This is a genomic window from Micromonospora pisi, from assembly GCF_003633685.1.
GTDB classification, from domain to species: Bacteria; Actinomycetota; Actinomycetes; order Mycobacteriales; family Micromonosporaceae; genus Micromonospora_G; species Micromonospora_G pisi.
The window spans coordinates 867,660-893,566 of record NZ_RBKT01000001.1; the positions used below are offsets into that span (position 1 = coordinate 867,660).

Here is a 25,907-nt window from a genome sequence, read left to right on the forward strand (position 1 = left end):
GAGGTGCAGGCAAGACGGAGGCATCCTCCAGATTTCCGGAGGATGCCTCCACTATACCGGAGGCATCCTCGGCTTGTACAGTTTCCCCATGCCCATCACCGATCTGCTCGCCCAGCGCCGACCCCACCGGGCCGATGCCGCCCGCAATTTCGACGCCATCCTGGTCGCGGCGCGAGCCGCGTTCGGTGAGTACGGCGCGGAGACGACGCTGGAGGAGGTCGCCCGCCGGGCGGGCGTGGGGATCGGCACCCTCTACCGGAACTTCCCCACTCGGGAGGACCTGGTCGAGGCCATCTATCTCGCCGAAGTCCAGGCGGTCTGCGACTACGCCGAGGAGTTGGACCGGTCGGACGCCTTCGCCGCGCTGGTCTCCTGGCTGCGGCGCCTGGTCCAGTTGGCCAACGCCAAACGCGTGCTGGTGGAGGGCCTGGCGTTCAACCCGGGCGCGTTCCCGGCCGCCCGCGACGCGCTCTACAGCACCGGCGGCTCGCTGATCTCGGACGCCCGGGGCACCGGACAGGTGAACGCGGACCTGGACATCGACGACGTCATGAGGTTCGTCATCGGCGTCAGCCTCGGTGTCTATCGGGACGAGGCGCAACGCGAACGGGTGTTCCAGGCTGCCGTGAAGGGCCTGGCGGCCTCGTGACCCGGACTCCGCCGCCCCCGCTGGCGGGCAACGGTCAACTCTTGGCCGCATGGGCGGAGTTCCACACCACTGACCGGTTGATCCGGTCCGGGTAGCGCCTTCAGTGACACCATCACTCGCCTCCTCACGCCGCACACCTGCCAGTGGACCAGAGGAGCAACCCTGGCCGGGGTGAAACCGTGACAGAAGGCTCCTCAGCGGATCACCGCTGGTCAGGTCGGCGGCGCCGGGCGCGGACTCGCCGACAGGCCGTGCCAGACTGACGACGCCGGGAGCGACCGACACGAGACCCAGGGAACGGTGGATGACCAGCGCCAGGTTCTTCTTCGACGCCGGATCGGGCACCGTTCTGTGGGCGGTCGATCCCGAAGACCAGAAGATCTGGGGATACGCGGTAGATCTTGACGAGCTGCCGATCAGCCCTCATCTCCGGACCGAGCTGATCAACTTGGTGGAGGAGTACGACACCTCCTTGAACTGGGAATACCCACCTGACCCGGGCCCGTGGCGTGAACCGCGCTGCCAACGCTTCAACGAAGCGGTACGGGAGACTCTCGGTCGTCTACGGGCGGAACTCGGGCCCTCCTGGCAGATCCAGGACGGGTTCACCGAGCTCCACGAGGACCCGGACCTGGACCGGTACCTGCTTGATCCAAGGGGTTTTGCTCGCGGCGGGACGAACTGAGCGCACCTGGCCGTTCGCCTTTCCGTTGATCGCCACAGTGGTCGCGTTGACGATGGACGGCGGGGCCCCTGTCCCACTGCCGCCAGGCATTGGCGGCAGCCGGACCATGATGCTCACCCGGGTTGACCGGAACCGGGCTCGGACAGCTTTCGGTGCATCTGCGCCTTGACGGTTTCGGGGGCGAGTTTCGAGGCGCCGGCTATCACCTTGTTCGTCGGGGAGCCCGCGACCACGTGGTCCCTGCCCTTCATCATGGCCTCGAACCCATGCCTGGCGACCTCGGCCGCGTCATCCTTCCTGCCGGCGCCGACCCTCGTGTCCCGCATCTGCGCACGGTCGAAGAATTCGGTGTCGGTCGGACCTGGCATCAGGGCGGTCACGGTGATCCCGGTGTCCTTGAGTTCGTTGCGCAAGGCCTCGGAGAACGACAGCAGGAACGCCTTGGAGGCGGCATAGGCCGCCTCGAACGGACCCGGCTGGGTCGCGGCAATCGATGACGTGAACAGGATCCGGCCGTCACCCCGGGCGACCATGTCCTGCACACCGCGCTTGGCCAGGTGCACAGCCGACCGTACGTTGAGGTCGACGAGCCTCAACTCCTCCTCCAGGTCGGTCGTGGCGAACGCGCCGCCGACACCTACACCTGCGTTGATAGCCAACGCGGCGAGCGGCCTGCCGTCCGAGGATACCTGCCGCCAGAGCTGCTCCACGCCGTCATAGCTGGCCAGGTCAGTCCGGACGGGTTCGACACTCGCCCCATGCTCCTCGACGTCCCGGGCGGCCTGCGAGATGCCCTCGTCCTCGGCGGCTATCACCAGGTCAAAACCATTGCGGGCGAATTGTTTTGCCAGCTCGTACCCGATGCCGCTGGAAGCGCCGGTGACGACGGCCAGTGGCCTGGTGGTGGGGTCGCTCATTCTTCCTGTCCTTTGCTAGGTCGACGTGGTGCCGACAACTCACATGGATGTTTCCGTCGTCCGGCGCCTACCCGCGTGCCGGGCAGCTCAAGCTCCGGTGCCTCAGCCGAGGCGTGAGTGACCGGGGGTGAGGACGAAACCACTCGTCACCCTGGCCGGGACACGTGTGAGGGAGATGCTCAGGTCCTGGTCAGGCACCTCGTGGCCGAGTGCGGCCAGTCGGGGGGTCAGCGCCCGGAGCAGGGCGACCGTGGTGGTCTCGCCGGGGCACCGGTGGCCGGTACGGGGATCACCGCCGCCCTGCGGTATCAATTCGAAGGGATCGATCTCGCGGTCAAGGAAACGCTCGGGTCGGAAGGCATACGGATCGGGCCACAGTTGCGGGGAGTGGTTCTGGCCGTACAGGTCGAGCAACACGATCGCGTGTGCCGGGATCGGCTCGCCTCGCCAGGACAGATCCTTGACCGCTCGGCCGCCGACGAACGGAGCGAAGGGGTAGAACCGGCGAACCTCGTGCACGAACGCCTCGGTGTACGCGGCCCCGCCGGACCGTAGCCGCGCACGGAACACGGGCCAGCGGTGCAGCGCGTGCGCAGCGAAGGCGACGAACCAGCAGACCGCCACGGTGGGTCGTACGACGTTGAGCAGTTCCACTCCGGCGATCCGGGCGTCGAGCGGCTTCCCGTCGACTCCCCGGTGGCGGGCGACAACGTCGACGGCCGAGCCGTCCTCGACCTCGGCCACACCCCGGCGGACCTCGTCGACCAGGCGGGCCGCCCACTCCTCCCGACGCTTGCGCGCGAGTCGGGCCTGCCAGTGTCGGGGACCGAGGGTGCCGAAGCCGTCGACCATCGCCACCAGGTCGGATGCCAGCGCGGGCACGTCGTCGTCCTTCACCCGCAGACCGACCCAGGCGCACACGGCTCGGGTGATCACGCGGCTCGTCTCGTCGAACAACGTCACCGGCTGTCCGGGCACCCATGAATCGACGGCCTCGTCCCACTCCTCGATCGTCCGGTCGACCAGTCTGGTGATGGCCTCGCCGGTCATGAGCGATACGAACATCTCCTTGCGGTGACGATGACTCTCCCCGTCCAGTGTGTGGACCGCTCCGTGCCCGAAGAGCGTGGCCTGGACCGGCTCCGGAATGGCGCCGTGCCGGCGGATGTGCTCCTCGTCGTAGAAAAATCGCGCGGCGTCCGGCCCGCAGAGTCCCACCGTCGGCTGGCCCATCAGTCGGGCGTGAATGACGTCACCGCCCGCACGCCGTCGGCGATTGGGTAACCAGCCATAACCTTCGAGGGCCAGTTGAAGGGTGCTGTCGAGAATCGGGGTACGACGCGCAGGCATGCTTCCTCTCATGCCCGAGCCGACGAATGTCAAACCGCTACCCTCCATCCCTCGGTGCTCGTCACTTGCGTCCGGTGGTGACGATGCCCTCGACGAAGTGACGCTGGGCGAGGAAGAAGATAATGATCATGGGTACGGTGGCGAGCACGCTGCCGGCAAGCACTATCTCCCACTGCTGTTCGCCGCCGTAGCCGAAGCGGTCAAGCACCACCTTGAGCCCTCGGGGCAGGGTGAACAGCCGCTCGTCGCGTAGGTAGATCAGCGGCTTGATCAGGTCGGTCCAGCTTGCCTTGAACTCGAACACGAACGTGACCAGCAGCGCCGGGCGGATCAACGGGAAGGCCATCCGCCAGAAGAGTTGCGGGTAGCTGGCGCCGTCGACGCGGGCCGCCTCGAAATATTCACGGGGCAGCGACAGCAGGAACTGGCGCAACAGAAAAATGTAGAAGGCCGAGCCGAACAGATTCCCGGCCCAGAGCGGGACCTGGGTGTCGACAAGCCGCAGTTCCGACCAGATCAGGTATGTGGGGATCATGGTGACCGCGAATGGCAGCATCATCGTCGCGAGGACCAGCCCGAACAGGAGGTTGCGACCGGGAAAGCGGAAATAGGCGAAGCCGAAGGCCACCCAGGCGCTGGACAGGGTCACGGCCAGAGCGGCCGCCACGCCGACGACGACGCTGTTGAACAGCCAGGTCAGCATGGGCACGGCGGTCCACGCCTCGTGGTAGTTCGCCGAACGCAGCGGCACCGGCAGGAAACTGGTGGTGAAGATGTACTCCCGTGGGCGTAGTGAGGCGGCGATCAGCCAGGCGAACGGGGCGAGGAAGGCGATGGTCGCGAGCGCGAGAGCGGCGATGACGGGCAGCCGCCGCCAACGGGGACGGCCTCCGGCGGCCACGGGTGGCACGGTCGGCACCGGCTGGTCGCGCGGTGGAACGGTGGGTGGTACGGCCGGCTCGGCCAGCGCGGTCATCGGTCCTCCCCCTCGTAGTAGACGAACCGGTTGCCCAGCTTCATCTGCACCACCGTGATGGCGAGAATGATCAGAAAGAGCAGCCAGGCCAGGGCCGAGGCATAACCCATGTGCAGGAACTGGAACGCCTGCTGGAACAGGTAGATCACGTAGAAGGTGGCCGCGTCGGCGTTGAACGACGTCTGCGTCTGCCGGTTGCCGAAGTACATGGTGTAGACCTCGGTGAACATCTGCAGCGCGGCGATCGTGTTGACGATCAGGGTGAAGAACAGCGCACTGGAGATCATCGGAAGGGTGACGTTGCGGAACCGCTGCCAGCCGGACGCCCCGTCGACGGTGGCGGCCTCGTGCAGCTCCCGGGGCACGTTCTGCAGGGCTGCGAGGTAGATGACCACCGAGGAGCCGAGACTCCAGAGGCTCATCAGCACGATGCCCGGCATCACCCAGTGCGGATCGGTGGTCCAGCTCGGACCGTCGATCCCCACGACTCCGAGGGCCCGGTTGACCAGGCCGTCCTGGGTGTTGAGCAGCAGTAGGAACAGCACGCCGACGGCAACCGCCGGGGTCATCACCGGCAGGTAGAAGACGGTACGGAAGAAGCCCTGCAGCCGCTTGACCCGTACCAGCAGCATCGCCAGCGCCAACGAGATCACCATGACCAGCGGCACGTGGCACACGGTGAACAGCACGGTGTTACCGAGGCTGCGGGCCACCATCGGGTCGGTGAGCAGTTGCCGGTAGTTGTCCAGCCCGGTGAAACGCGGGGCGTTGACGATGTCGTACTCGGTGAAGCTGAGCCAGAGGCTGGCGAGCATGGGTCCGGCGAAAAAGACCAGGAACCCGACGATCCAGGGCGCGAGGAAGACGTACGCCCAACGGGCCTCTCTCCGGGCCAGCGGAGAGAGCCGGCGGTGTGCCGTTGCCCTGGGGGTGTCGGTGGCAGTGGTTGTCACGTCTCCGCCGCCTATTTCGACGCCCGGCTCAGCACGGCGGTGGCCTCATCCTGGGCCCGGGTCAGCGCGGTCACCGGGTCGGCCTGTCCGGACAGCACCCGGTTCACCGCGTCCGTCCACACCTTGTCGAACTCGGCACCGGCCGGCGAGGCGGGAATGGAGAAGGCAGACTGCTGTACGGCGAGGATGGTCTGGACGGCGTCGTCGAACCGCTTGTTACCGCTCGGCTGGTAAACCTCGGCGAAAATCTGCCGGTCGGCATCGGCGTTGCCGGTATAGAGCCCGGTGAAGGGTGAGCCCTCCGACTTGCGCGCCTCGACCCTCGCCTTCGCCGCCGCCACCCAGGTCGCGGTGGCCGTCATCGTCTTGGCGAACGTACAGGCCGCCGCCGGGTTCTTCGCCCCCTTGGGGATCACCCAGGCGGAACCGGAGGCAAGGGTGAGTGGGCGGCCCTGACGGTCGACGAACGGCTTCACCACCAGCTCGGCGTCCGGCGTGTTCTTTGCGGCGACGTTGAGGAACCAGTCCTCCATCGGCCAGACCGCGATCTGGTTCTGGGACAGCGGACTCTTCGCGCCGAAGAAATCGAAGGTGTCCCGGAAAGACTTGAACTTCCCCCAACCGCCCTGGTCCTGGATCAGTCGCAGACCGGTCTGCAACGCCTCGACCACCTTCGGATCACTCAGGTTCGCGGAGCGTCCGTCGGCCGAGAGCAACTGGGCGCCGTTGGCCCTGGCCCACATCGGGAGAAACTCGGGGATCTTCGGGTCGATCCCGATCCGGGTCAGTTTCCCGTCCGACACCGTGGCCAGCTTCGCGTTGAGATCGACGAGTCCTTGCCAGTCGGAGAGGTCGACGTCGGCGGCCGTCATCCCGGCCTGCCGCAACAGCGCCTCGTTGAGGTACACGACCCGCACGCTGTAGAACTCGGGGATGCCATAGAGGGTCCCGTCGAGGGTCACCTGCTCCCTAGCCGCCGGCCGGTACTGGTCGAGATCGATTCCCTGGTCGCGTACGCAGTCCGTCATGGGCAGGATCGAACCCCGCTTCGCGTACGTGCCGACGAGCTTGCGGTCCAGATACACCAGGTCCGGCGGATTGCCGGAGGCCACCGCGGAGAGGAACTGCTGCTCGTCGAAGCTGCCCTCGACGATGTCGAGCTTGACCTCAGGATGCTCACGCTTGAACAGGTCGACCCGGGTCCTGGCGATCTCGTCCGGCAGGCCGAAACCCATCGTGGTCAGTCCGCCGGTGCCCGCACCTCCGCCCGAACCGCCGCCCACACTTCCCACACCGCCACAGCCAGCCAGCGTCAGCACCAGCACAGCAACTCCGACAGCCGCTCTCCGCCTCATTCCGAGCCTCCCGCCTCGATCGTCATGGGCTCCTTTCCAAGGCGATGAGCTGTTGAAACATGCGTATCGCGGTTGTCACTCGGCGCTGTCACGGCGTGAGGACAACCTTCACGCAGCCGTCCCGCTTCTGCTGGAACATCTCGTACGCCTCGGGCGCACGGGCCAGTGGCACCCGGTGAGTGCGCAGGTCCAGTACGCCGAGCGGATCGTCGTCGCCGGAGAGCAGTGGCATGATCTCGTCCACCCAGCGCCGTACGTGACACTGCCCCATCCGGAGTTGGATGCCCCGGTCGAACATTTCGATCATCGGCATCGGGTCGATCTCTCCGCCGTAGACGCCGGAGACCGAGACGGTGCCGCCACGGCGTACCGACCTGACGGCCGCGTGCAGCACGTTGAGCCGGTCCACGCCGAACCGGTTCATCATCGACCGGGCCACCGTGTCCGGCAGCAGCCCGGTCGCGGTCTGGGCGACCCGGCCGGGGCCTGAGCCGTGTGCTTCCATACCGACAGCGTCGATGACCGCGTCAGGCCCCCGCCCGTCGACGAGGTCGATCAACGCACCCGGTACGTCGTCGAGGTCGGTCACGTCGACCACCTCGATCCCGTGCCGCCGGGCCATCTCCAGCCGCTCCGCAACGAGATCCAGGCCGATCACCCGGGCCGCCCCGAGGTGACGACCGATCCGGGCGCAGAGCTGACCGACCGGGCCGAGCCCGAAGATCGCAAGAGTGCCACCGGCGGGCGTGTCGGCGTATCGCACCGCCTGCCAGGCGGTCGGCAGGATGTCGGAGAGGTAGAGGTAGCGCTCGTCCGGTCCACCGTCGGGTACCTTGATCGGCCCGAACTGGGCCTGCGGAACCCGCAGGTACTCGGCCTGCCCGCCCGGCACCGAGCCGTACATCGAGGTGTAGCCGAACAACGCCGCGCCTTTGCCCTCCGACCGCACCTGGGTCGTCTCACACTGGGCGTAGAGCTGACGTTCGCACATCCAGCACGATCCACAGGAGATGTTGAACGGGATCACCACCCGGTCACCCGGCCGCAGCCGGGTCACCCCCGGACCCACCTCCTCGACGATCCCCATCGGCTCGTGCCCGAGCACGTCGCCGGGCTTCAGGTACGGCCCGAGCACCTCGTACAGGTGCAGATCCGATCCGCAGATCGCGGTGGAGGTGATCCGCACAATCGCATCCGTCGGTTCCTCGATCCGTGGATCGGGCACCTCCTCCACCCGTACGTCCCGCTTGCCCTGCCAGGTCAAAGCCTTCACTGCCTCGCTCCCTCCCCAGAACCGTCGACCGGGCTGCTACCCGCGCACGAAGGTTTTGAATCCGGCGCCAGCACGTGGCGGACGCGCATGAGCGGTGGGCGGGGATGAAGGCCGCACCGTTCCAAGACGGTGGTCAGCTGGTCGAGACCGGTCGGGAGACCGCGACGGGCCGGGGGCGAGGTCACCCCGGTCACGCCCAGCGCCATGGCCTGCCCGGGCTGCTCCTGGGCGGTGGCGCAGGCGCGGCCAGCTCGCCTGGTTACGTACGCGGACGAAGCAGGCCGCATCTCGAGCGCTTGTTGTCACCGATGGACGAGTCGGGGACCATGACCGTCGCCAGCGCCCTGGGGGGAGGGCCGCCGGCTCGGTTCATCACCGTGACGCCACCAGCGCGGGCCCGCCGCCGTGGGCGGCACCCGCGCTGTCTCCGTTCGATCCGGCAATGCCGGTTGGCCGGTAGCGGACAGCCACCGGACGCCCGTGCGTCAGCCCTTGGCTCCGCGCTTGGCGTGCATCGGCTCGGCACCCTTGCCGACCTGCTTCAACGCCTCGCGCAACTGCTCCTCGGTCATTTTCGAATTGCCCTCGATGCCCGCTTTGTGGGCGCGTTGACGCAGGTCATGAAGCTCGTCGCGGTCAGCCATCGCACAGTCCTCCCGTGGTCCGTGGAAGTAGCAGGTCAACCTGACTTCCCCGGGCCGTACGACCCAAACCGGATCCGCCTTCCGCAGCCACGTGCGCTCGCGTCGGAGGCACAGGTTCGGCGAAACTCCCCTTGCTCAGACGGCGGGGTACGGTCGGACCCTCAGCAGATGCGCGAGGTGGGCGGCGTTCGCAGCGAGTGACCTGGTCGCCCTGCCGGTGGTTTCCGGCTTCGGTCCGGCGTCGCGGTAGTCGGTGCCCCCCATGGCCTCGCCGACCCAGTAGGTGGACGCCGCGGCCGGAGCGGTGAACCCCACGTCGTTCAGCGCCTGGAGTACCTCGGCGGTGACGTGGTGCGCACCGTCCTCGTTGCCGACGACCGCCACCGCCGCGACCTTGCCATAGGTACGCAGCCGACCCTCGTCGTCGGTTTCGGACAACTCCGCGTCGAGGCGCTCCAGCACCATCTTGCACACGCTCGAGGGCTGCCCCAGCCAGATCGGTGTCGCCACGACCAGGATCTGCGCGTCCATCAGCTTGGCCCGGATGGCCGGCCACCCGTCACCATCGCCCTCGTCGGTCGATACCCCGAACCTCACGTTGTGGTCCACCACCCGGATCACCTCGCCGTCCACATCATGGTCGGACAGTGCGGCGAGAACTTCCCTACCCAACAGTTCCGCGCTCGACGGCGCGGGAGAAGGCTTGAGCGTGCAGCACAACACCAGCGCACGAATCGTTCCCATAAATCTGCTCCTGACATGGATCTGGATGTCCGACCAGTCACGCGTCCCGACGGCTCGCTGAGTAGCGGTGACGCTCGCAGCAGCGCCAGTGTTTACCTGGCGCGTGCCTTGCGGGTGCTGCTCGCGTTGGCCTTCCGGATCGCTTCTACCAGTTCGGGCTTTGTCATCCGGGATCGACCGCGGACCTGGAGCTTCTTCGCCACGCCCATGAGGTGTTCCTTGCTGGCGTTCGCGTCGACACCGCCCGAGGTCTTCGCCCTGGTGGCACGGCCACCGGCAGCCTTGGCGTCGCTGGGCCCCTTCGTGGCCTTCGGCTCCCAGTGGTCACCAGTCTTCTCGAAGGAGTGCTTCACGGCGGCGAACGCGGTGCGGTGCGCTCGTTCACCCTCGCCATACTCCTCAACCGCCGCGTCGTGGGCCTTGACGTAGGTGTCCTGTGCCTTCTTCGGCGACCTCTCGATGGTGCCGGGCATGTCCTTGCGCGTTGGCATCTCAACCTCCTGAACACGTATCCGTAGACCGTGCCCACCGCATCGAGAGCTCAAACAATCTCCGCAGACGTCCATGACGTGGTGGTTGCACCGAGGGCACCCCGCAGGTGATGCAGTCACATGACTGATGCCGCAGGGAGCGCGGAGCGCCACACTCGGTGTGACGAGTGCCTGTTTTGACATCGAACCGGTGAATGGCGCAGGACCGACGCCGAGGTGCGGTCGAATGAGATCGCCAACTTCGCGGCCGGAATTGTGACACGACTCTGCCAATCGGCTCCTCAGCGAGTCGATCGCACGGGATCGGTGAACGCAGTTCACGAGTCAACCGCTTGTAGGTGACGCACATTTGGAGGATTCGTTGTCCCTACCCTCACTCGTCCTCGTTCCGGGCGCCTGGCACAAGCCCGAGCACCTGGCACGCCTGATCGACGAACTGCGGGATGTCGACATTCACACCGTCGCACTGGCCAGCAGCGGTGACGACCCGGCGAAGCTGGGTGACATGCACCAGGATGCGTCGCTCATCGAGAAGGCTGTCGCCGCAATCGACGGCCCTGTCGTCGTCGTGGCGCACTCGTACGGTGGCATCCCGACGAGCCAGGGCCTGGTGGGCGCCGACAACGTACGACGCATCGTCTATCTGGCGGCGTTCCAGATCGAGGTCGGCGAATCACTGCTGTCCAGTGCGGGCGGGTCGCCGGCGCCGTGGTGGAAGATCCACCACGCCGGCGCTGACGGGTATGTCGAGGCGATGAACCCGGAGGACGTGTTCTACGGCGATGTCGACCCCGACATCGCACGACAGGCCGTCGCGCAGCTGGGCTACCAGTCCTACCTCTCCAAGACCCAGGAGCAGACTCAGGCCGCCTGGCACACCATTCCCAGCACGTACGTCATCTGCGAGGCCGACAACGCCCTCCCGCCCTTCGCGCAGGAGCACTTCGCCAACCGGGCGGGCCGGGTCACCCGGATGGCGACGTCGCACTCCCCGTTCCTGTCCCAGCCGGCGGAACTCGCGCGGATCATCAGGGACGAGCTCGCCTCCGCGTAAGGCAACCGCGTGTGGGACGTGCGCCACGCAGCGCGCGTTTTTCGTCGAGCGGAACGTGCCGGGTTGACCGTGATGGTGGGGTTACACCTCACCATCACGGTCGGCTGGGCACCGGGGCCGCGTCGCGGAGATCCACCCTTGATGGCCGCCGCGATGCCGTCGGCGTAGCCGCTCATGTCGTCGCCGGGGGCGGCGCGCCTTCGATGGTCGCGGCTTATATGGCGAAGAGTCCCCTTTATGCTATCCGGACGTCTTGTCTTTGACCCGCCGCGGCGGCGCTGCGCCTAAGGTGTGAATCGGAGAGGCTGCTGCCCGACGAGGTTCGCCAAATCTCGGAGATAGACTTCGCCGTGACCAGGTTGCCACCGATGTGGCCGCGACTGACGGAACACAGCGTGACGGGACATGACGCCAGAAATCGTCGGCAGAAATGAAGCCCTCGCGGTAATCCACCGATTTTGCGAGCGCTCACGCAAATCCGGGTATTCGCTGGTCGTCGTCGGCGAACCCGGCCTCGGGAAAACCACCCTGCTCCAACACGCGGCCCAGCTCTGGGCTCAGGAGGGTGGACTCGTCCTGGCAGCGACCGCGGTCGAGTTCGAGGCGGACATCAGTTTCGCCGGCCTGCAACAGATTTTGAGTCCGGTCATCAAATCGATTCCCCCGGCCGTCGACTCGGTTTCCGCCCTCGAAGGCGCACGTGCGTCCGTCCTTGAAGCCCTGTTCGATCCGAATACATCGGTGACACTGGATCGGTTGACGGTCGCCGAAACGCTGCGGGACCTGCTGCGTGCCGCGGCTCGCGAATCGCCGGTTCTCGTTCTCGTCGATGACCTCCAGTGGCTGGACCGGTCGAGCGCCGCAGTGCTCACGCTCCTGGCCCGGCGACTCACCGGAACGCGCGTCGGCTTCCTCGGATCGACCCGTCCGGCGGCCGAAGGCTTCTTTGCACGAGCACGGCTGGACGAATACATGCTCGCCGCTGTTGACGAGCAGGCGGCGACAGAAATTCTGATGAACCGCTATCCCGATCTGACACCGACGATCCGACGAAGGGTGTTGGCCACGGCCGCCGGGAACCCGCTGGCCCTCGTCGAACTGCCGTTGACCCTCGCTGACTCGGGCCCCGACAGTCCGACCGTCGACCTGTCCGTCGTCCCGCTGAACCGGCGGCTCCAGGAGGCGTTCTCATCCCGGATCGAGAGTCTGCCGGATGCCACGCGACAGTTGCTGCTGTTCGCCGCTCTTGAGACGACCGGGGGCCTCCGGGTCCTTGAGGCCGCATCGGGCGACCGACTGCTCGAGACACTGGCGCCCGCCGAGCGCGTGCGACTCATCCACGTCACGGACTACGGCACGCGAGTGGTGTTCGCGCATCCGCTGACACGATCGGCGGTTGTCAACGCCTCCACCGCCGCGGAGCGACGCTGGGTCCACGGCCGGCTGGCCGAGGCGGTACGTGACGACCCGGACCGACGGGCCTGGCATCTCGCGCAGAGCAGCCGCGGACCCGACGAGCGAGCAGCATCCTCGCTGGAGGAGGCGGGCTACCGGCTGGTCGGTCGGGGAGACACCGTCGGCGCGGTCACCGCACTCACGAACGCCTCGATGCTCAGCCCCGCCAAACCAGAGCGCGCCCGGCGCCTGGCTGCCGCGGCGTACGTCGGTGCTCACCTGGGAGGCGGCATTGCACTGGCCGGCGACACTCTGCGCGAGGTCCGTCAACTCGATCCCGCACACGCGGGCTCTCTGGACGCGGCGGTGGCGACGTCATTCGTCATTCTCAACGCGGACGGCGACGTCGACACCGCTCACCGTGTCCTCGCAGGCGCCCTGGACGCGGTAAGCGAGCAGTCGCATCCGATTTTCCAGATCAGGGCGGCCCTGCGCACCTTGCTGTACGTCTGCTTCTTCGGTGGGCGGAGCCACCTCTGGTCGGTTTTCGACGCACTCGTATCACGCCTGAACCCCCCGGAAATCGACGTTGTCGTCCTGATGCGGCACACCCACTCGGATCCGACGAGCGCCGACGACGCCGCATACCGAAAACTCGACCGACTCGTCGAGAATCTGTACCAGGTCAACGACCCCGGTGAGATCGTCCTGATCGGGCTCGCCAGCTCCTGGGTGGATCGGCTCCCTGGTTGTCGTGCCGCTCTGCACCGCGCGCTGGAGCTGGGACGCGCCGCGGACGACACGAACGTCATGACGCAGGCGTTGACACTGCTGGCGCTCGACTCCTACTTCATGGGGCAGTGGCGGGACAGCGAACGGTACCTGGCCGAGTCGCTCTCCTTGACCAGTCAACACGGACTCCGGCTCTTCCGCTGGGCTACCGAACACTGGATCGCCACGCTCGCTGCCGTACGCGGCGATGACGAGACGGCGCGGCGGATCACCGACGAGCTGATCTACTGGGCCGTACCCAGAGGTGTGGTCGTGGTGAGCCACCTCTGCCACTACACCCGCACGTTGGTCGCACTGGGCCGCCAGGACTACGAGGAGGCATATCGGGAGGCAACCTCGATCGGCCCTGTCGGCACCATCCCGCCTTACCGTCCGGTGGCGATCTGGACCGTGCTCGACGTGGTCGAGGCCGCGGTCCGGACCAACCGCCACACGGAGGCCCGGGCCCACGTCGCCGCGGCTCGTGCCGCCCGAGTGGAGACGATCTCCGGCCGGCTCAGCATGCTGGTGATGGCCGCCGAGGCCCTCGTCTCCCCCGAGGACATCGCGTCGAGTCTGTTCGACCGGGCCCTCGCGACACCGGAGGCCGACCGGTGGCCGTTTGACCGGGCCCGCGTCGAACTCCTGTTCGGCGAACACCTCCGACGGAGCCGGTCACGGCGCGCCGCTCGTGAACACCTCGGTCGGGCCTGGACGGCGTTCGAGCGCCTCGGTGCGACAAAATGGACGGAGAGAGCTCACCAGGAACTCAGGGCAGCGGGCCAGCGGAGCGGCCCTCAGCTCGGGAACGACATCCTGACCGGCCGAGAATCCCTCATTGCCCAGATGGCCGCGACCGGCATGACCAACAAGGAGATCGGCGAGGAGCTGTTCCTCTCGGCGCGGACCGTCGGAGCGCACCTTTATCGCATCTTCCCCAAACTCGGTATCACCTCGCGGGCGGCCCTGAGAGATGCCCTCACGCTCCTGAACAAGGACCGCGCGTCCGGCGGCCCCTAGGGTCCCTCGCCGTGAATCCGCCACGACACCCAGGCCGCGCCCACTACCCGCGCAGACTCGCCGTCGGCAGGACCCGGACGGAGGCCGTGTGCGCTCAAGCGCCGGCTGGCCGCTGGCGCCGCCCTCGGCCGGCCCGACCGGCGACCTGGTCGCCACGCTCGAAGATGGCGTACGGGACCCTGCATTGCCATGAGACGCGGCGCGGCGAGTCCTGGGCATGGCCTGCACCACCCCCTTGGACAGCCTGGGGTGTGGGGATGTGACGCCGCACCGCCCGTCTGGTTCACCAGCCGGCCGGGCAAGGTCCGACGGCCGCACCGCCGCGCTGCCGGGCCGCTCGTCGGTGAGCGGCCCGGCATACCTCACCTCAGTTGGTGATGGTGTTGCTGGCGACGGGGATGTCGGCGCAGCCGCCGTACTTGAGGCCGGAGCGGATGGCAGAGCCCGCGGCGAGGTCGTAGATGTTCCAACTGGATCCGTTGGTGCAGTCCCGGCGGAAAAGCGCAAGGTCGGTACGACCGTCGCCGTTGTAGTCGCCGGGTGCGGGGATGTCGGCGCAGCCGCCGTACTTGAGACCGGAGCGGATGGCAGAGCCCGCGGCGAGGTCGTAGATGTTCCAACTGGACCCGGTGCTGCAGTCCCGGCGGAAGAGCGCAAGGTCGGCACGACCGTCGCCGTTGTAGTCGCCGGGTGCGGGGATGTCGGCGCAGCCGCCGTACTTCAGCCCGCCGACGAGCTGGTTGCCCGTCGCGCTCCTGATCCACCAGCTGGAGCCGGTGCTGCAGTCCCGGCGGAAGAGCGCAAGGTCGGTACGACCATCACCGTCGTAGTCGCCGGGGGCGGGGATGTCGGCGCAGCCGCCGTACTTGGTACCGGCGTGGAGTTGCGAACCCGTCCGACCGCTCAGGATCGACCAGCTTGAGCCATTGCTGCAGTCCTGCCGGAAGAGCGCAAGATCGGCGTACCCGTCGCCGTCATAGTCGCCCGGGGCAGGAATGTCGCCACAGCCGCCGTACTTGGTGCCGCCCCTCAACTGCGAACCGGTGCGGCCGCTCTTGATCCACCAGGTGGAGCCGTTGGTGCAGTCCCGACGGTAGAGAGCGAGATCGGTGTATCCGTCGCCGTCGTAGTCACCGCTGACGGGAATGTCGGCGCAGCCTCCGTACGCGCTGCCCCCGTGCAACTGGCTGCCGGTGCGAACGCTCTGGACCCACCAGTTCGAGCCGTTGGCGCAGTCCTGCCGGTAGAGCGCGAGATCGCTGGTTGCGTCGCCGTCGTAGTCGACCGCCTCGTGCGGGATAGGAGGAGGTGTCCCACCGCCTCCGCCGTCGCCGCCGCCGTCACCGCCGCCACCACCGCCGCCGCCGTTCGGATTCGTGTAGACGGAAGCCTGTTGTGACGCCCACTGCTGGGACCGGCCCGGCGGGGTCTCTGAATACGAGAAACCCATTCCCCCGACGCCGATAGTGACGGTCCAGGTGCAGTTGCACCCATCTTCATTGTGTTCGTAGTAGGCGTTGCCGTACATGTAGCGGTCGGCACAACTGCCGAGATGCCGGTACGAGATGTAAACGTAGCCGTGTTCAATGTTGGCCGATGAGGTGCCGTCATCCACGGCCCAGACGCTGGAGGTGGGACTCGAGCTGCGCCTAGTCATCTTGTACGTCGTGTTGCGACCATTAACGTCAACCGTGTAGGCGTCGTCTCCATCGTTGACCCAGCACTGGGTGTTCACCTCAGAGGTGACAACGCCCATCGCATCGAGCGGGTCATCTCCGGCCATGTAGTCAACGAAGTCCCACAGGCCGAAGTAGGTCAACCACTCCCCGTACTGGTCCTGCACGTAGGACCAGTAGCCGGTGACCGTCATCGAGTCACCCCGCCAGGGGCTCGCCGCGATCGCCTGGGTCTCTTCCGGCGACAGGCTGCGGCCGGCGCCCTTCACCTCGAACCGGACGGGATCACCACCTGCCCGAACGATTGCCCGGTTAAGATCTTCGTAGTTGATCGATTTCTTGCTCATCTCAGCCTTGACGGCCTCGACCACCTTGATGTTGCCGGCCACATAGCCAGGCGCGTCAGAGGGCTGAGCTGAAGCGGGCGCGGGCGCGCCGACAGTCAATGCGATTGCGATTGCGGAGATCAGCCCGGAGATTAAGGCTCGCTTCCGGGATCGACCTCTGCCTGGTTTTTGCTGCACACAAGCTCCTCTCATTGAATCTGATTTCCCTGGGTCGGATCGGGACGAACTGCAGCGCCCTCATCAGGAATGAGGGAGCTTGATCGGCAGTTGATCCCAGAACCGGGCGCAAACTCGTGCGCACGCTGTTCCCCGCTTGTCGCCCGCGTTGGGGTGCGGTAGATCGGGGTGTTGTCCGGGCGGGAGACCCGGCCGGCGACCGGCTGGAGGGTCAGTAGTCCGCGGCGTGGCTCTCGAGGACCCAGAGGGTGCCGCCGCTGGCCGACTGAGTCTTGGGCTTGGTGTTGTAGCCCAGCGTCAGGTACGTCCCGGAGGCGATCTCCACGCTCGACGGGTTGCCCTGGTCGGCGTAGCCGGAGTTGTAGATCGGCAGCACCGTGCCCTTGACCCAGGTTCCGGTCGGATTGCTGATCAGCATCCCGACTGTCGGGCGATTCGCCTGCGCCTTGTCGCCGTAGGTGAACAGCACCTGCCCGGTGGAGGTCTTGAGCAGGTGGTGGGAGTTCGCCAGGACCCCGGTGAAACTCTGGTACGTGAACGCCGGCGTGGCCGCGTACGGGTTCCACCTCACCACGATGGCCGGGGAACCGCCACCGTCCTGCTCGGCCCGGATCACCCCGACCACCGTGCTGCCCACCTGCACGAAGCTCGGCTCGGTATAGGTCCGCCCGACCGGGTTGCTGTTATTGATGATCTTCGTCGAGCCGGACACCAACAGCCGGGGGCTGAGCGAGGCCCGCCAGGTGGCACGGATGAAGTGCGCGCCACCCGCGGTCCCGGTGGTGTAGACCGGGATCAGCACCTGGTCGACCTGGGACCCGTTGTCGGCCAGTGCGAGCACCCCGCCGTGGCTGTACATGCCGCCGGTGATCCCCGGCGCGGTGAGTTGCTCCGGGTCGGTGAATCGCGTCCAGGTCGGCTTCCACACCGAGTAGTAGACCCGGCCGCCCGGCACGAAGAAGGTCAGCACGACACTGCCGTCGTTCATCTTGCCGAGCTTCGGGTCACGGGTGTCGATTCCCGCCATCGTGTCCGGGTTCGCCAACGCGGGCGTCGGGGTGCTCCAGGTACGGCCGTCGCTGCTGCCGAACGAGAGCTGGATCGTGCCGACGGTGTTCTGATGCTCGGTAGCCCGGTGCCACACCGCCATCAACCTGCCGTCGTCGAGCTTCACCACGTCCGGAAAACGGGCTTCGTAGTCGCCTGGCTCCTGCACGACGTCGGCGACCATGCTGACGCTCGCCGCGGCGGGCTGCGCGACCACGCCCACCATCAGCAGCGCCACGAGACCCGACCACACCCAGCGGGACTTGTTCATACCTGCTCCCGTCATCCCCGTTGACCTTGTCGGTCAGCTGGAAGGATCTTGGTAGACGGGTGGATGAACGGCAAGAGATCTTGGCAAATGTTCACCTTGACGACAGCGACCGAGGGTCCCGCCCCGACCCGGTCTACTGGCGACACCCGACGAGTGCCTGCGGCATGATCGAGCGGCTGGTGCTGGTCAGCGGCCGATCACCCTCGACGGCAACCCCCTCCCCTGTGCTGACGGGCAACGAAGGGCCCCTTCTTATCGTTCTCTGTTGTAGAAGGGGCCCCTCCTTAGCCGAGCGGTGGGTCAGCTCAGCGGTTCGATCCAGATGTTGCGATAGCGCACCTTGTCCCCGTGGTCCTGCAACCGGATCGCGCCGAACGACGGGCCCTCAGGCCGACCGGATCCGGTCGGCCCGTTGATGGCCACGTCGTGGTGCACCACGGTGCCGTTCCACACCACGGTCACCCGGGCGTCCTCGGTCTTGGCCCCGTTGGCGTCGAAGCGGGCCGCGCGGAACGTGATGTCGTACGTCTGCCAGGTCTCGGGCGGCAGGGCGGCGTTGCTGCCTGCGGCCTTCTTCTGGTAGATCGCCGCCGCGTCGTCCCAGGCCAGCGGGTTCTTGCCGTACGAGTCCAACACCTGGATCTCGTACCGGTCCTGGAGGAACACGCCGCTGTTGGCACGGGCCTGCCCGGTCACCTCCGGCGGCATCTTCGGCAGCCAGAACTCCAGGTGGAGCTTGAAGTCCCCATAGGCGTCCTTGGTCCGCAGGTCGCCGCAGCAGACCTCCATGGCACCGTCGGCCACCGGCCACTGCGCCGCACGCCCGTCGGTGTGCCGCCAGTTCGAGGTGTCCGTACCGTCGAAGAGCACGACCCGGTTGTCGCCCCCGGGTTCGTCAATGGTGATCCGGTCGATGTTCACGTGACCAGTGTCGCCGGTCTCGTACCGATAGGTAATGGTGTTGGTTCCGCTGCGCAGTCGCAGCGCCTCGGTCTGCGTCGACCAGCTCTTCCAGTCGTCGGTGGCGAGCAGGGTGGTCTGTTTGATCTTCTGACCGTTGACCAGCACGCTGATCGTCTTCGGCCCCACGAACGGGTTGGGCCCGTTGGCGTAGCGCAGGTCGACGTCGTACCGGCCGCTCTGCTTGACGTCGACGGTGAAGGTGGTGGTGGCGCCGACGCTGCCGTACCCGTCGACGAAGCCGAAGCCGGAGTAGCCGGCGTGCTCGACGTTCACCCCCGCACCGCCGCTGATCTTCGCCTGCTCCGCCTCGTAGACGTTGGTCGGCCCGGCCGGCGGTTGCTTGCCGGGCAGGGCGTTGAGCGTGTACCACGCCTCGGTGCTCCACAACGGCTCGCCGCTGGCCGAGCTGAACGGGCGGGGCGAGCGGACATGCACCACCCGGTCGGGCTTCAGGCCGTCGATCTGGAGGGTCACCCGCTTGCCGTCGTGGGACAGCCTGGCCGACCGTACGGTGAGCGTCTCCTCGGCGAACTTGGGCCCGCCGTAGCGGTCGGTCGGGGCGTACCTCCACTGCTCGACCTGGTAGCGGCTGGCCAACTCGCTCGCCGTTTCGGCGGAGAGGGGCTGGGTGTACTCGAACTCGAACCCGTTGGGCTTGGCCCGCATGGCCAGGATGTCGAAGGCGTCGTCGCCGTTGGGGGTGAGCTTCTGCAGGCCGTACGTCAGCTTCCCCGTCTGCCCCCAGTTGCCGCCGGCACCGAGGCCACCTGCGTAGATGGCGCCGTCCGGCCCCAGGCTGATCCGGTTGACCCCGGCCTCCAGTCCCTGGGTGAGGCGGAACACCGCACCCTGGTACTCACCCTGCACCTGCTCCAGGTACGCCCGCTGGATCCCGCCGTACGTCACGTCACCGAACAGCATCTGCCCAGCGAACCGGCCCTCGGTGAGGTAGAGCGGCGTACTGGGCGAGTTGGAGATCTCGTTGTGCGGCAACCACAGCACCGGCGCGGTGACTGGGTTAGCGTCGAACCGGCCCGCCGGGTTGGTGTAGTGGTTGAAGAAGCGGCCCTGCTTGATGTGCACCAGCTTCGAGGTGGGCAGCCAACCGCCCTGGTTGTCGAGGACGAACATGTCGCCGCCGGGCCCCCAGCCGATGCCGTTGGGGGTACGTAGGCCACCGGCGACGTACGTCACCTTGCCCGACTTCTTGTGCACCTTGATCGTGCTACCCCGGTTGGGCGCGGGTTGCGGGTTGGTCGTCGCTCCGCCGTAGTCGATCGCAACCGAGAGGTTCAGGTAGAAGTACGGGTCGTCGTAGAGCAGACCGAAGGCGAACTCGTGGAAGTTGCCGCCGAACGGCCAGGTGGCGACGGTCCGGTACTGGTCGGTGACACCGTCGCCGTCATGGTCGTTGAGCTCGGTCAACTCGTGCTTCTGGGAGACGTACAGCCTGCCGTCGACGTACTTGATGCCCATCGGCTCTTTCAGCCCACTGGCCACCAGTTTGGTCGTCACCCGGCTCGGGTCGGTCTCGCCGGTGACGTTGTCGAGCAGGTAGACCTCGCCGAGCGTGTTGTCGGTGCCGCCCCATGTGGTCACCGCCAGGCGCCCGTCCGGCAGCCAGTCCATCGCGGTGACCTGCGGCTCGAAACCGGCCGGCCGCAGGTCGGTCAGGGTGTAGTTCGGGTGTACCTCGGTCAGCGGCAGGCCGTCACCGGGGGTGTCGGCAAGGCCCTCACACTCCTTGCGGCCCGGCGCGGTCACCCGGACCACCCCGGCGTCGGTGCTCAGCACCGCGTTCGGGACGACCGAGAAGCCGGTCGCGTCCGGTGGCTGCCAGGCCAGGGTGAGCTGCTCGCCGCCGGTGTTCTCGAAATAGTCGATGCGCAGCGAGTGGTAACCCTCGGCCAGGGTCACGGCGCCATCCTTCGAGGTGGCGCCGTGCAGGCCGTCGTGGTCGATGACGAGTTGGTCGTCGATGAGCAGCCGGGAGCCGTCGTCGCTGGTCAGTCGGAAGGTGTACGCCCCGCCGCGCGGGACGTCGATGTTGCCGGTGACCTGGGCGACGAAGTAGTCGCCCAGGCCGAAGCCACCGGAGGAGAGGTCGATGGTGGGCATCAGTCGGTCGACGTTCGGCGTCTGACCGGGTTTCAGGGTGCAGATCTCGCTCGTCGGGGCCTGCACGTCGAAGACGCGTAGCGTCACGCCGGGCTCCTGCGGCGGTAGGTCCGCGCTGGCCTGGGCAGCGGCCGGCGACCAGAAACTGCTGGTGAGCACTGTGGCGACGAGGAGGGCGCCGAGCCTGCTACGACGTTGGCGATACAGCCGTGGATCCATTCGTCCTCCTGGCGAGGCATCAGAAGACGGTGGTGGGCACGGGACCACCCCGTCGCGGTCGAGTGGTCGGCCCGGATCCAGAGGCCGACCAAGCATTCACATGCATGAAACTTCGACGCGTCGTGACGGAAACACTAAAGACTTCTGCTTCCGGTGTCCATACATCTGCATGGATCAACGGAACTTTCGTCCGAGCCACAGAAAGTCTCGCGGCGAGCAGACCCAACCTCCGGTACGGAGGACCGACGGAACCGGTCATTCAAGGCAGAGCAAACATTCACTGCCCAACCATCCCCAACCACCAGACAGGGTCGAGGCGGGTTGGGGCAGTTGTGGTGTCGCAGGAGGTTGCCCGGCGGTTGACCGACTCGACCGAGACACCGGCCGAGTCGGCCAAACCTGGTACCAGCGCCGCGACATCGTCCACAACCCGCGTTCGCTGGAGGCGATTGGGCTCTCGGCGCTGTCGCTGATCGTAGGAACGGTGCCGGCGAACCCGGGTCGGTGCCCGACGTGGATCCGGGCACAGGTATCAGGTCACGTCCGGGACCACCGCTGGTTCGCACCGGTGTGGCAGTTCCAGACGATCACGGCGGCACCGTTGGTGGTGGCGGCTCCGCTCACGTCGAGGCACAGGGTCGGAAACCGCACGCTGCTCACCGTGCCGTTGCCGTTGAAATTCCACTGCTGGTTGGTGCCGCCGTTGCAGTCCCAGATCTGTGCCTGCGTGCCGGCGGTCGCGCCCGTCGGGATGTCCAGACACTTACCGAGGACCTGGAGAGCCTGACCGCTCTGGCTGAACATCTGGTTGGCATCGTTGTGGCAGTCCCAGATCACCATCGGGGTTCCGTTTGTGGGCACGCCCAGGTTCACGTCGAGACACCGACCGCTCGATTCGCCGCGCAGTCGGAACGTCGGCTGTGGAACCACCGTCCCGCCGCCGCTGACCAGGTACACCACTGTCCCGTGTGCCGGAACGCTGGCGGAGATCGTGCCCGTCGTGGTGGAGGTGGCATTGGTCCACGTGTCGCGAAGGGTGAACGAGCTACCGGTCTTGCCGACCGCCGCCGCCGTTGTGGAAACGGTCGTGGTGGAGCTGCCCTGGTTGAACAGGGCAACCGCGACGTCCCCGTTGGAAAGCCGTTTGGCCAGCACCCGCCTGGTCTGGTCGTTCGAGACCTGCACCGCCTGCAGGGCGAGGGCGTCCTGGTTGATCGCGATGAGATGCTGGTTGCGCAGGATCGTCAGGGTGTCCGAGTTGGCGGTGCGCAGGTCGTTCCCGGCCATGAGTGGCGCCGCCATGATCGCCCAGAGGGCGAAGTGGCTGCGCATCTCGGTGTCGGTCATGCCGCCCCGACCCACCTCGAGCATGTCGGGGTCGTTGAACGAGCCGGGCCCGGCGTACGAGGAGAGAGGAACGTTGATATTGACGATGTTCTGGATTCCCATCGGGTATCCGTTCGTCTGACCACTGTTCCACGTGTTGGTGATGTCCTCGGTGGTGCGCCACAGGTTGGCCACGTCGCCCCAGTTGCGCATCGGCCCGGTCTTCTCGTGGATGCTGTTCGAGTTGATGCTGTAGACGATCGGTCGGCCGGTTGCGGCCAGCGCGTCGCGCATCTTCGCGAACGCCGCGACCTGGTCGTTGATCGAACCAGCGGGCGAACACCAGTCGTACTTCAGGTAGTCCACGCCCCACGCGGCGAACTGCCGGGCATCCTGGACCTCGTGGCCGAGGCTCCCGGTCGAGCCGGGAAAGGCGTCGAAGTACTGGGCGCAGGTCTGGTCCATGGGTGACTGGTAGATGCCGAACAGCAGGCCACGGGCATGCAGATAGTCGCCCAACGCTCTCATCCCGCTCGGGAACCGACTTGGATGCGCCTGCAGATTGCCCTGTGAGTCACGGTTGGGGTCGAACCAGCAGTCATCGACCACGACGTAGCGGTAGCCAAGATCGCGCATCCCGTTGGTCACCATGGTGTCTGCCATCTGCCTGATCAGCGTCTCGTTGATGTTGCAGCCGAACGTGTTCCAGGTGTTCCAGCCCATCGGCGGGGTACGAGCCACGCCGTTGTTGAGTGCCGATGCCGGTCGTGGCGGGTGCGTCCCGACGACTGCCGCGGCCACGGCCACCACCACCAGGCTCAGGACCGCCGACCATCGCGATTTCCACTGCATTTTGCCCCCTCGTGTGGCGATCGACGGGGTGCATCGATCATTTGGTGTGGGTCTCTACCGGTCGCGGGAACGTCTACGGCGCGCGTCCGCGAGCGCAGTCGGGCACATGACGTGGCCCATTGCACCACCAGCTACCGCCGAGGCAATGACGACGAGGCGATCAATGACACGTACGACGGTCCAGCGACCTAAATGTTATCGCTAACATTGAGATGTGTAAATACGCGTCACACCGGGGCTCCGGCCGTCCTTCACATCCTCAACCAACGCGCAGGAGGCGCCAGCGGTTGTCCGCGCTGGCATTGTCGGCGTCCTGCACGACCTGCGCGCCCCAGGCGGTGTTGCCATTGAGGACGCCGAGGACCTTGCCGCTGTTGACGTTGCGGATCTTGTAAGTGCCGTCGCCGTTGTCCACCAGCGTCCAACGGTGGTCTGCGGTGCCGTTGTCCGCCCACTGCAGGACAATGGCGTTGTCGGCGGTCGACATGTTCTCCACTCCGAGCACCTTGCCACTATTGACGTTTCGGAACCGGAACGCATTGCCGTCTGTCACCCTGACCCAGTTGTGGTCGGCGGTCCCGGTGTCTCCCCACATCACGGCCAGACCGCCGTCGGCGGTGGACATGCCTTGCACTCCGAGGACCAGACCGCTGGCCGCGTTCACCAATTTGTAGGTGCCCTCGGTACCGCCACCTGGCCCGGTGTTCCAGTAGACGGTGTAGTTGAAACCGTGTGCGTCGCGGAACGGCACGAGATTGACAGTGGACCCGTTCGCGGTCGCGGTGAAGGTCAGCGTACTGGTGCTGGTTCGGGTGATCGAGGACACCGTCAGCGCGGGAAGCGAAGTGAGGGTGGAGTTGCCGTAGTTGCCACACAGCACCTCCGGTCCATAGGTGATCGCCTGGACGTTGGCGTTGTCGTTTGCCGCCTGCATGATCACGCGCATCGGCAGACGTACGGTGATCGTGTCACCCGCGGCCCAGGTCCGGGTGATCGTGGCGTAGCCGCCCGTCGTCACCCCCTGCGCCTGACCGTTGACGCTGATCGTCGCACCGGTGGTCCACGCGGGGATCCGCACCCGGATGCTCCACGATCCGCTCATCGTGCCGCCGAGTGTCAGGGTCGTGGTATCGCTGGCCGGATAGGCGGTGCTCTGCGTCACCGTGATGCCCCGCTGCGACCAGTTCAACACCGACGGCACGAACAGGTTCACCGTCAACGTGGTGCCGTTGTAGAAGTAGATGGAGTCCATCAGCTTCGTGTTCGTCTCGATACCGGCGCCCTGGCAACACCAGAACGACATGTAGTCGGTGCTCCAGGTGCCGCCACCCCAGGCCGGACCCACGCCCCGGCGGCCGCCGGGGTTCAGCGGCGTGAAGTAGGTGATGTGGCCGTGGCTGTCGGCCGGGTTCTGCGCGCCGATGAGGTGGTTGACCAGTGCCCGCTCGTAGTAGTCGAAGTAGGCCGACTGACTCGGGTCGAGAAGCCACAGCTCCCGGGTCAGCTTCAGCATGTTGTACGTGTTGCACTGCTCGCAGGAGTCGACGTTCAGGTATCCCGCGATCGCGTTGGGCGGACGGAAGTGCTCCGCCTGGCTGTTGCCACCGATGACGTACGTGTGCGCGTTGACGGTGAAGTTCCACGCGTTGCGGGCAATGTCGCGATAGCGGGTGTTGCCGGTGGCCTTGTATTCTCGCGCGGCGCCCACCCACTTGGGCACCTGCGTGTTCGCGTGCAGCCCGTTGAGCTGGTCCTGGTTGGCGGCGAGCGGGTTGAAGACCGCGGCGTGGTCGAACCGCTGTGCGGCGGTCAGCCAGCGGGCGTCGCCGGTCTGCTGATAGATGTCGGTCAGCACGGCGTTCATCCCGCCGAACTCGGTTCCCAGCATCGCCTGCATCTGGCTCGCGGTCAGCCGCGCCGTACGGGTGTCCACCCATCCGGCGAGCGCCAGCAACACGGTACGCGCCTGGGTGTTTCCGATATACCGCCACACGTCGAGCAGCCCTGCCAGCGTCTTGTGAAGGCAGTAGTAGGGAACGTTGCCGTTGTTCAGAGTGCGCGCCTCGAGGGCGGTGAAGTCGGACTCCGGAAATCCGGAAAGATAGCCCGCGCTGAACCCGGCGGCCCCGTTGTTCGCCTGACACCTGGCCATCTCGGCAACCATGTAGTTCGCCTTGTCGCGGCACGTCGTGTCATCCAGGACCGCGTATGCCTGGGCCCAGGCGGTCAGGAAGTGCCCCTGCATGTGCGTCCGGAACGGGAATGTCGGGGCATCCCAGCCGCCGTTCGCAGTCGCACCGTTGGTGGACAACCGGTGGTTGGCCCGGAAGTTGTAGAGCAACCGCTCCACGTCCACGAATCGCAGGTAGTTCAATGTGCGGGTCTGGTTGTCCAGGAACCTACCGGCGGTGAGCCGAACCTGACCCAGCGGAAACGGGTACGCCGAGACCCCGATGTCCGGGCGAGCCGGCGGAAGTTCGGCGGCCATCGCCGGGTACGAGCCAAGGAGTTCAACACCGGTCGCTGTGGCCAGCACACCGCCAGCGGCGGCTTCCAGCACTCGCCGCCGATTTAAACGCAGGGGTGACATGAGAACCTCCAGGGGTGCTTCGCCGGGACGGGTCAGAGGGGCCA

The 25,907-nt window shown here is 66.6% G+C and carries 18 protein-coding genes; 4 read left to right on the forward strand and 14 right to left on the reverse strand.

Going from position 1 to position 25,907, the window contains the following annotated elements; genetic code table 11:
* Positions 1-88: 88 nt before the first annotated feature.
* Together BDK92_RS03495 and BDK92_RS03500 are read left to right on the forward strand one after the other, a co-directional pair.
* Positions 89-649, forward strand: coding sequence for a TetR/AcrR family transcriptional regulator (locus tag BDK92_RS03495; protein WP_121154525.1), 561 nt, complete (start codon positions 89-91; stop codon positions 647-649).
* A gap of 304 nt (positions 650-953) precedes the next feature.
* Positions 954-1,334, forward strand: a complete 381-nt coding sequence (locus BDK92_RS03500; RefSeq protein ID WP_121154527.1) for a hypothetical protein — start codon at positions 954-956, stop codon at positions 1,332-1,334.
* A 113-nt stretch (positions 1,335-1,447) separates the two neighbouring features.
* Here the strand turns inward: BDK92_RS03500 and BDK92_RS03505 are convergent, their stop codons facing one another.
* The 9 genes from BDK92_RS03505 to BDK92_RS03540 all read right to left on the reverse strand — a co-directional run bounded on the left by BDK92_RS03505 (position 1,448) and on the right by BDK92_RS03540 (position 10,037).
* Positions 1,448-2,251, reverse strand: a complete 804-nt coding sequence (locus BDK92_RS03505; RefSeq protein ID WP_121154529.1) for an SDR family NAD(P)-dependent oxidoreductase — start codon at positions 2,249-2,251, stop codon at positions 1,448-1,450.
* 102 nt (positions 2,252-2,353) lie between these two features.
* Positions 2,354-3,484, reverse strand: coding sequence for a cytochrome P450 (locus BDK92_RS03510; RefSeq protein ID WP_246016768.1), 1,131 nt, complete (start codon positions 3,482-3,484; stop codon positions 2,354-2,356).
* Positions 3,485-3,662: 178 nt separating this feature from the next.
* Positions 3,663-4,577 (reverse strand): carbohydrate ABC transporter permease, encoded by a 915-nt coding sequence (locus BDK92_RS03515; RefSeq protein ID WP_121154533.1) that lies wholly within the window; start codon positions 4,575-4,577, stop codon positions 3,663-3,665.
* Entirely contained in the window at positions 4,574-5,530 is a 957-nt protein-coding gene (locus BDK92_RS03520; protein WP_211349047.1) for a carbohydrate ABC transporter permease, read from the reverse strand. The genes BDK92_RS03515 and BDK92_RS03520 overlap by 4 nt, the downstream gene beginning before the upstream one ends.
* Before the next feature lie 11 nt (positions 5,531-5,541).
* Positions 5,542-6,885: an extracellular solute-binding protein gene (locus BDK92_RS03525; RefSeq protein ID WP_121154535.1), complete on the reverse strand. Its 1,344-nt coding sequence runs from the start codon at positions 6,883-6,885 to the stop codon at positions 5,542-5,544.
* An 88-nt stretch (positions 6,886-6,973) separates the two neighbouring features.
* Positions 6,974-8,158 (reverse strand): zinc-dependent alcohol dehydrogenase, encoded by a 1,185-nt coding sequence (locus tag BDK92_RS03530; RefSeq protein ID WP_121154537.1) that lies wholly within the window; start codon positions 8,156-8,158, stop codon positions 6,974-6,976.
* 485 nt (positions 8,159-8,643) lie between these two features.
* Positions 8,644-8,802: a hypothetical protein gene (locus BDK92_RS38750; RefSeq protein WP_170208468.1), complete on the reverse strand. Its 159-nt coding sequence runs from the start codon at positions 8,800-8,802 to the stop codon at positions 8,644-8,646.
* Between the two features lie 135 nt (positions 8,803-8,937).
* Positions 8,938-9,546 carry a flavodoxin family protein gene (locus BDK92_RS03535; RefSeq protein ID WP_121154539.1) on the reverse strand — a complete coding sequence of 203 codons (609 nt, stop codon included), beginning with the start codon at positions 9,544-9,546 and terminating at the stop codon, positions 8,938-8,940.
* A gap of 92 nt (positions 9,547-9,638) precedes the next feature.
* Complete coding sequence (locus tag BDK92_RS03540; protein ID WP_121154541.1) at positions 9,639-10,037, reverse strand: ChaB family protein; 399 nt, start codon at positions 10,035-10,037, stop codon at positions 9,639-9,641.
* Positions 10,038-10,398: 361 nt separating this feature from the next.
* Between BDK92_RS03540 and BDK92_RS03545 the strand changes: the two genes are divergently transcribed.
* Both BDK92_RS03545 and BDK92_RS03550 read left to right on the forward strand, forming a co-directional pair.
* The gene (locus BDK92_RS03545) at positions 10,399-11,091 is read left to right on the forward strand and encodes an alpha/beta hydrolase (protein WP_121161577.1); all 693 of its coding nucleotides are present in this window, start codon (positions 10,399-10,401) and stop codon (positions 11,089-11,091) included.
* A 405-nt stretch (positions 11,092-11,496) separates the two neighbouring features.
* Positions 11,497-14,277: a helix-turn-helix transcriptional regulator gene (locus tag BDK92_RS03550; RefSeq protein WP_121154543.1), complete on the forward strand. Its 2,781-nt coding sequence runs from the start codon at positions 11,497-11,499 to the stop codon at positions 14,275-14,277.
* Between the two features lie 367 nt (positions 14,278-14,644).
* On the opposite strand, the gene BDK92_RS39540 is transcribed toward BDK92_RS03550, so the two are convergent.
* The 5 genes from BDK92_RS39540 to BDK92_RS03575 all read right to left on the reverse strand — a co-directional run bounded on the left by BDK92_RS39540 (position 14,645) and on the right by BDK92_RS03575 (position 25,863).
* Entirely contained in the window at positions 14,645-16,342 is a 1,698-nt protein-coding gene (locus BDK92_RS39540; RefSeq protein WP_121154545.1) for an FG-GAP repeat domain-containing protein, read from the reverse strand.
* A 346-nt stretch (positions 16,343-16,688) separates the two neighbouring features.
* Positions 16,689-17,810: an exo-alpha-sialidase gene (locus tag BDK92_RS03560; RefSeq protein ID WP_246016770.1), complete on the reverse strand. Its 1,122-nt coding sequence runs from the start codon at positions 17,808-17,810 to the stop codon at positions 16,689-16,691.
* Positions 17,811-18,095: 285 nt separating this feature from the next.
* Positions 18,096-21,095, reverse strand: coding sequence for a 3-keto-alpha-glucoside-1,2-lyase-like domain-containing protein (locus tag BDK92_RS03565; RefSeq protein ID WP_121154549.1), 3,000 nt, complete (start codon positions 21,093-21,095; stop codon positions 18,096-18,098).
* Between the two features lie 537 nt (positions 21,096-21,632).
* Complete coding sequence (locus BDK92_RS03570; protein ID WP_121154551.1) at positions 21,633-23,273, reverse strand: glycoside hydrolase family 27 protein; 1,641 nt, start codon at positions 23,271-23,273, stop codon at positions 21,633-21,635.
* 259 nt (positions 23,274-23,532) lie between these two features.
* The gene (locus BDK92_RS03575; protein ID WP_121154553.1) at positions 23,533-25,863 is read right to left on the reverse strand and encodes a beta-L-arabinofuranosidase domain-containing protein; all 2,331 of its coding nucleotides are present in this window, start codon (positions 25,861-25,863) and stop codon (positions 23,533-23,535) included.
* Positions 25,864-25,907: the final 44 nt, after the last annotated feature.

Bases quoted from the DNA above. Each gene is read 5' to 3' on its own strand.
- BDK92_RS03495 (WP_121154525.1), top strand. From the start codon at position 89: ATGCCCATCACCGATCTGCTCGCCCAGCGCCGACCCCACCGGGCCGAT.
- BDK92_RS03500 (WP_121154527.1), top strand. From the start codon at position 954: ATGACCAGCGCCAGGTTCTTCTTCGACGCCGGATCGGGCACCGTTCTG.
- BDK92_RS03505 (WP_121154529.1), bottom strand. From the start codon at position 2,251: ATGAGCGACCCCACCACCAGGCCACTGGCCGTCGTCACCGGCGCTTCC.
- BDK92_RS03510 (WP_246016768.1), bottom strand. From the start codon at position 3,484: ATGGGCCAGCCGACGGTGGGACTCTGCGGGCCGGACGCCGCGCGATTT.
- BDK92_RS03515 (WP_121154533.1), bottom strand. From the start codon at position 4,577: ATGACCGCGCTGGCCGAGCCGGCCGTACCACCCACCGTTCCACCGCGC.
- BDK92_RS03525 (WP_121154535.1), bottom strand. From the start codon at position 6,885: ATGAGGCGGAGAGCGGCTGTCGGAGTTGCTGTGCTGGTGCTGACGCTG.
- BDK92_RS38750 (WP_170208468.1), bottom strand. From the start codon at position 8,802: ATGGCTGACCGCGACGAGCTTCATGACCTGCGTCAACGCGCCCACAAA.
- BDK92_RS03535 (WP_121154539.1), bottom strand. From the start codon at position 9,546: ATGGGAACGATTCGTGCGCTGGTGTTGTGCTGCACGCTCAAGCCTTCT.
- BDK92_RS03540 (WP_121154541.1), bottom strand. From the start codon at position 10,037: ATGCCAACGCGCAAGGACATGCCCGGCACCATCGAGAGGTCGCCGAAG.
- BDK92_RS03550 (WP_121154543.1), top strand. From the start codon at position 11,497: ATGACGCCAGAAATCGTCGGCAGAAATGAAGCCCTCGCGGTAATCCAC.
- BDK92_RS03560 (WP_246016770.1), bottom strand. From the start codon at position 17,810: ATGACGGGAGCAGGTATGAACAAGTCCCGCTGGGTGTGGTCGGGTCTC.
- BDK92_RS03565 (WP_121154549.1), bottom strand. From the start codon at position 21,095: ATGGATCCACGGCTGTATCGCCAACGTCGTAGCAGGCTCGGCGCCCTC.
- BDK92_RS03570 (WP_121154551.1), bottom strand. From the start codon at position 23,273: ATGCAGTGGAAATCGCGATGGTCGGCGGTCCTGAGCCTGGTGGTGGTG.
- BDK92_RS03575 (WP_121154553.1), bottom strand. From the start codon at position 25,863: ATGTCACCCCTGCGTTTAAATCGGCGGCGAGTGCTGGAAGCCGCCGCT.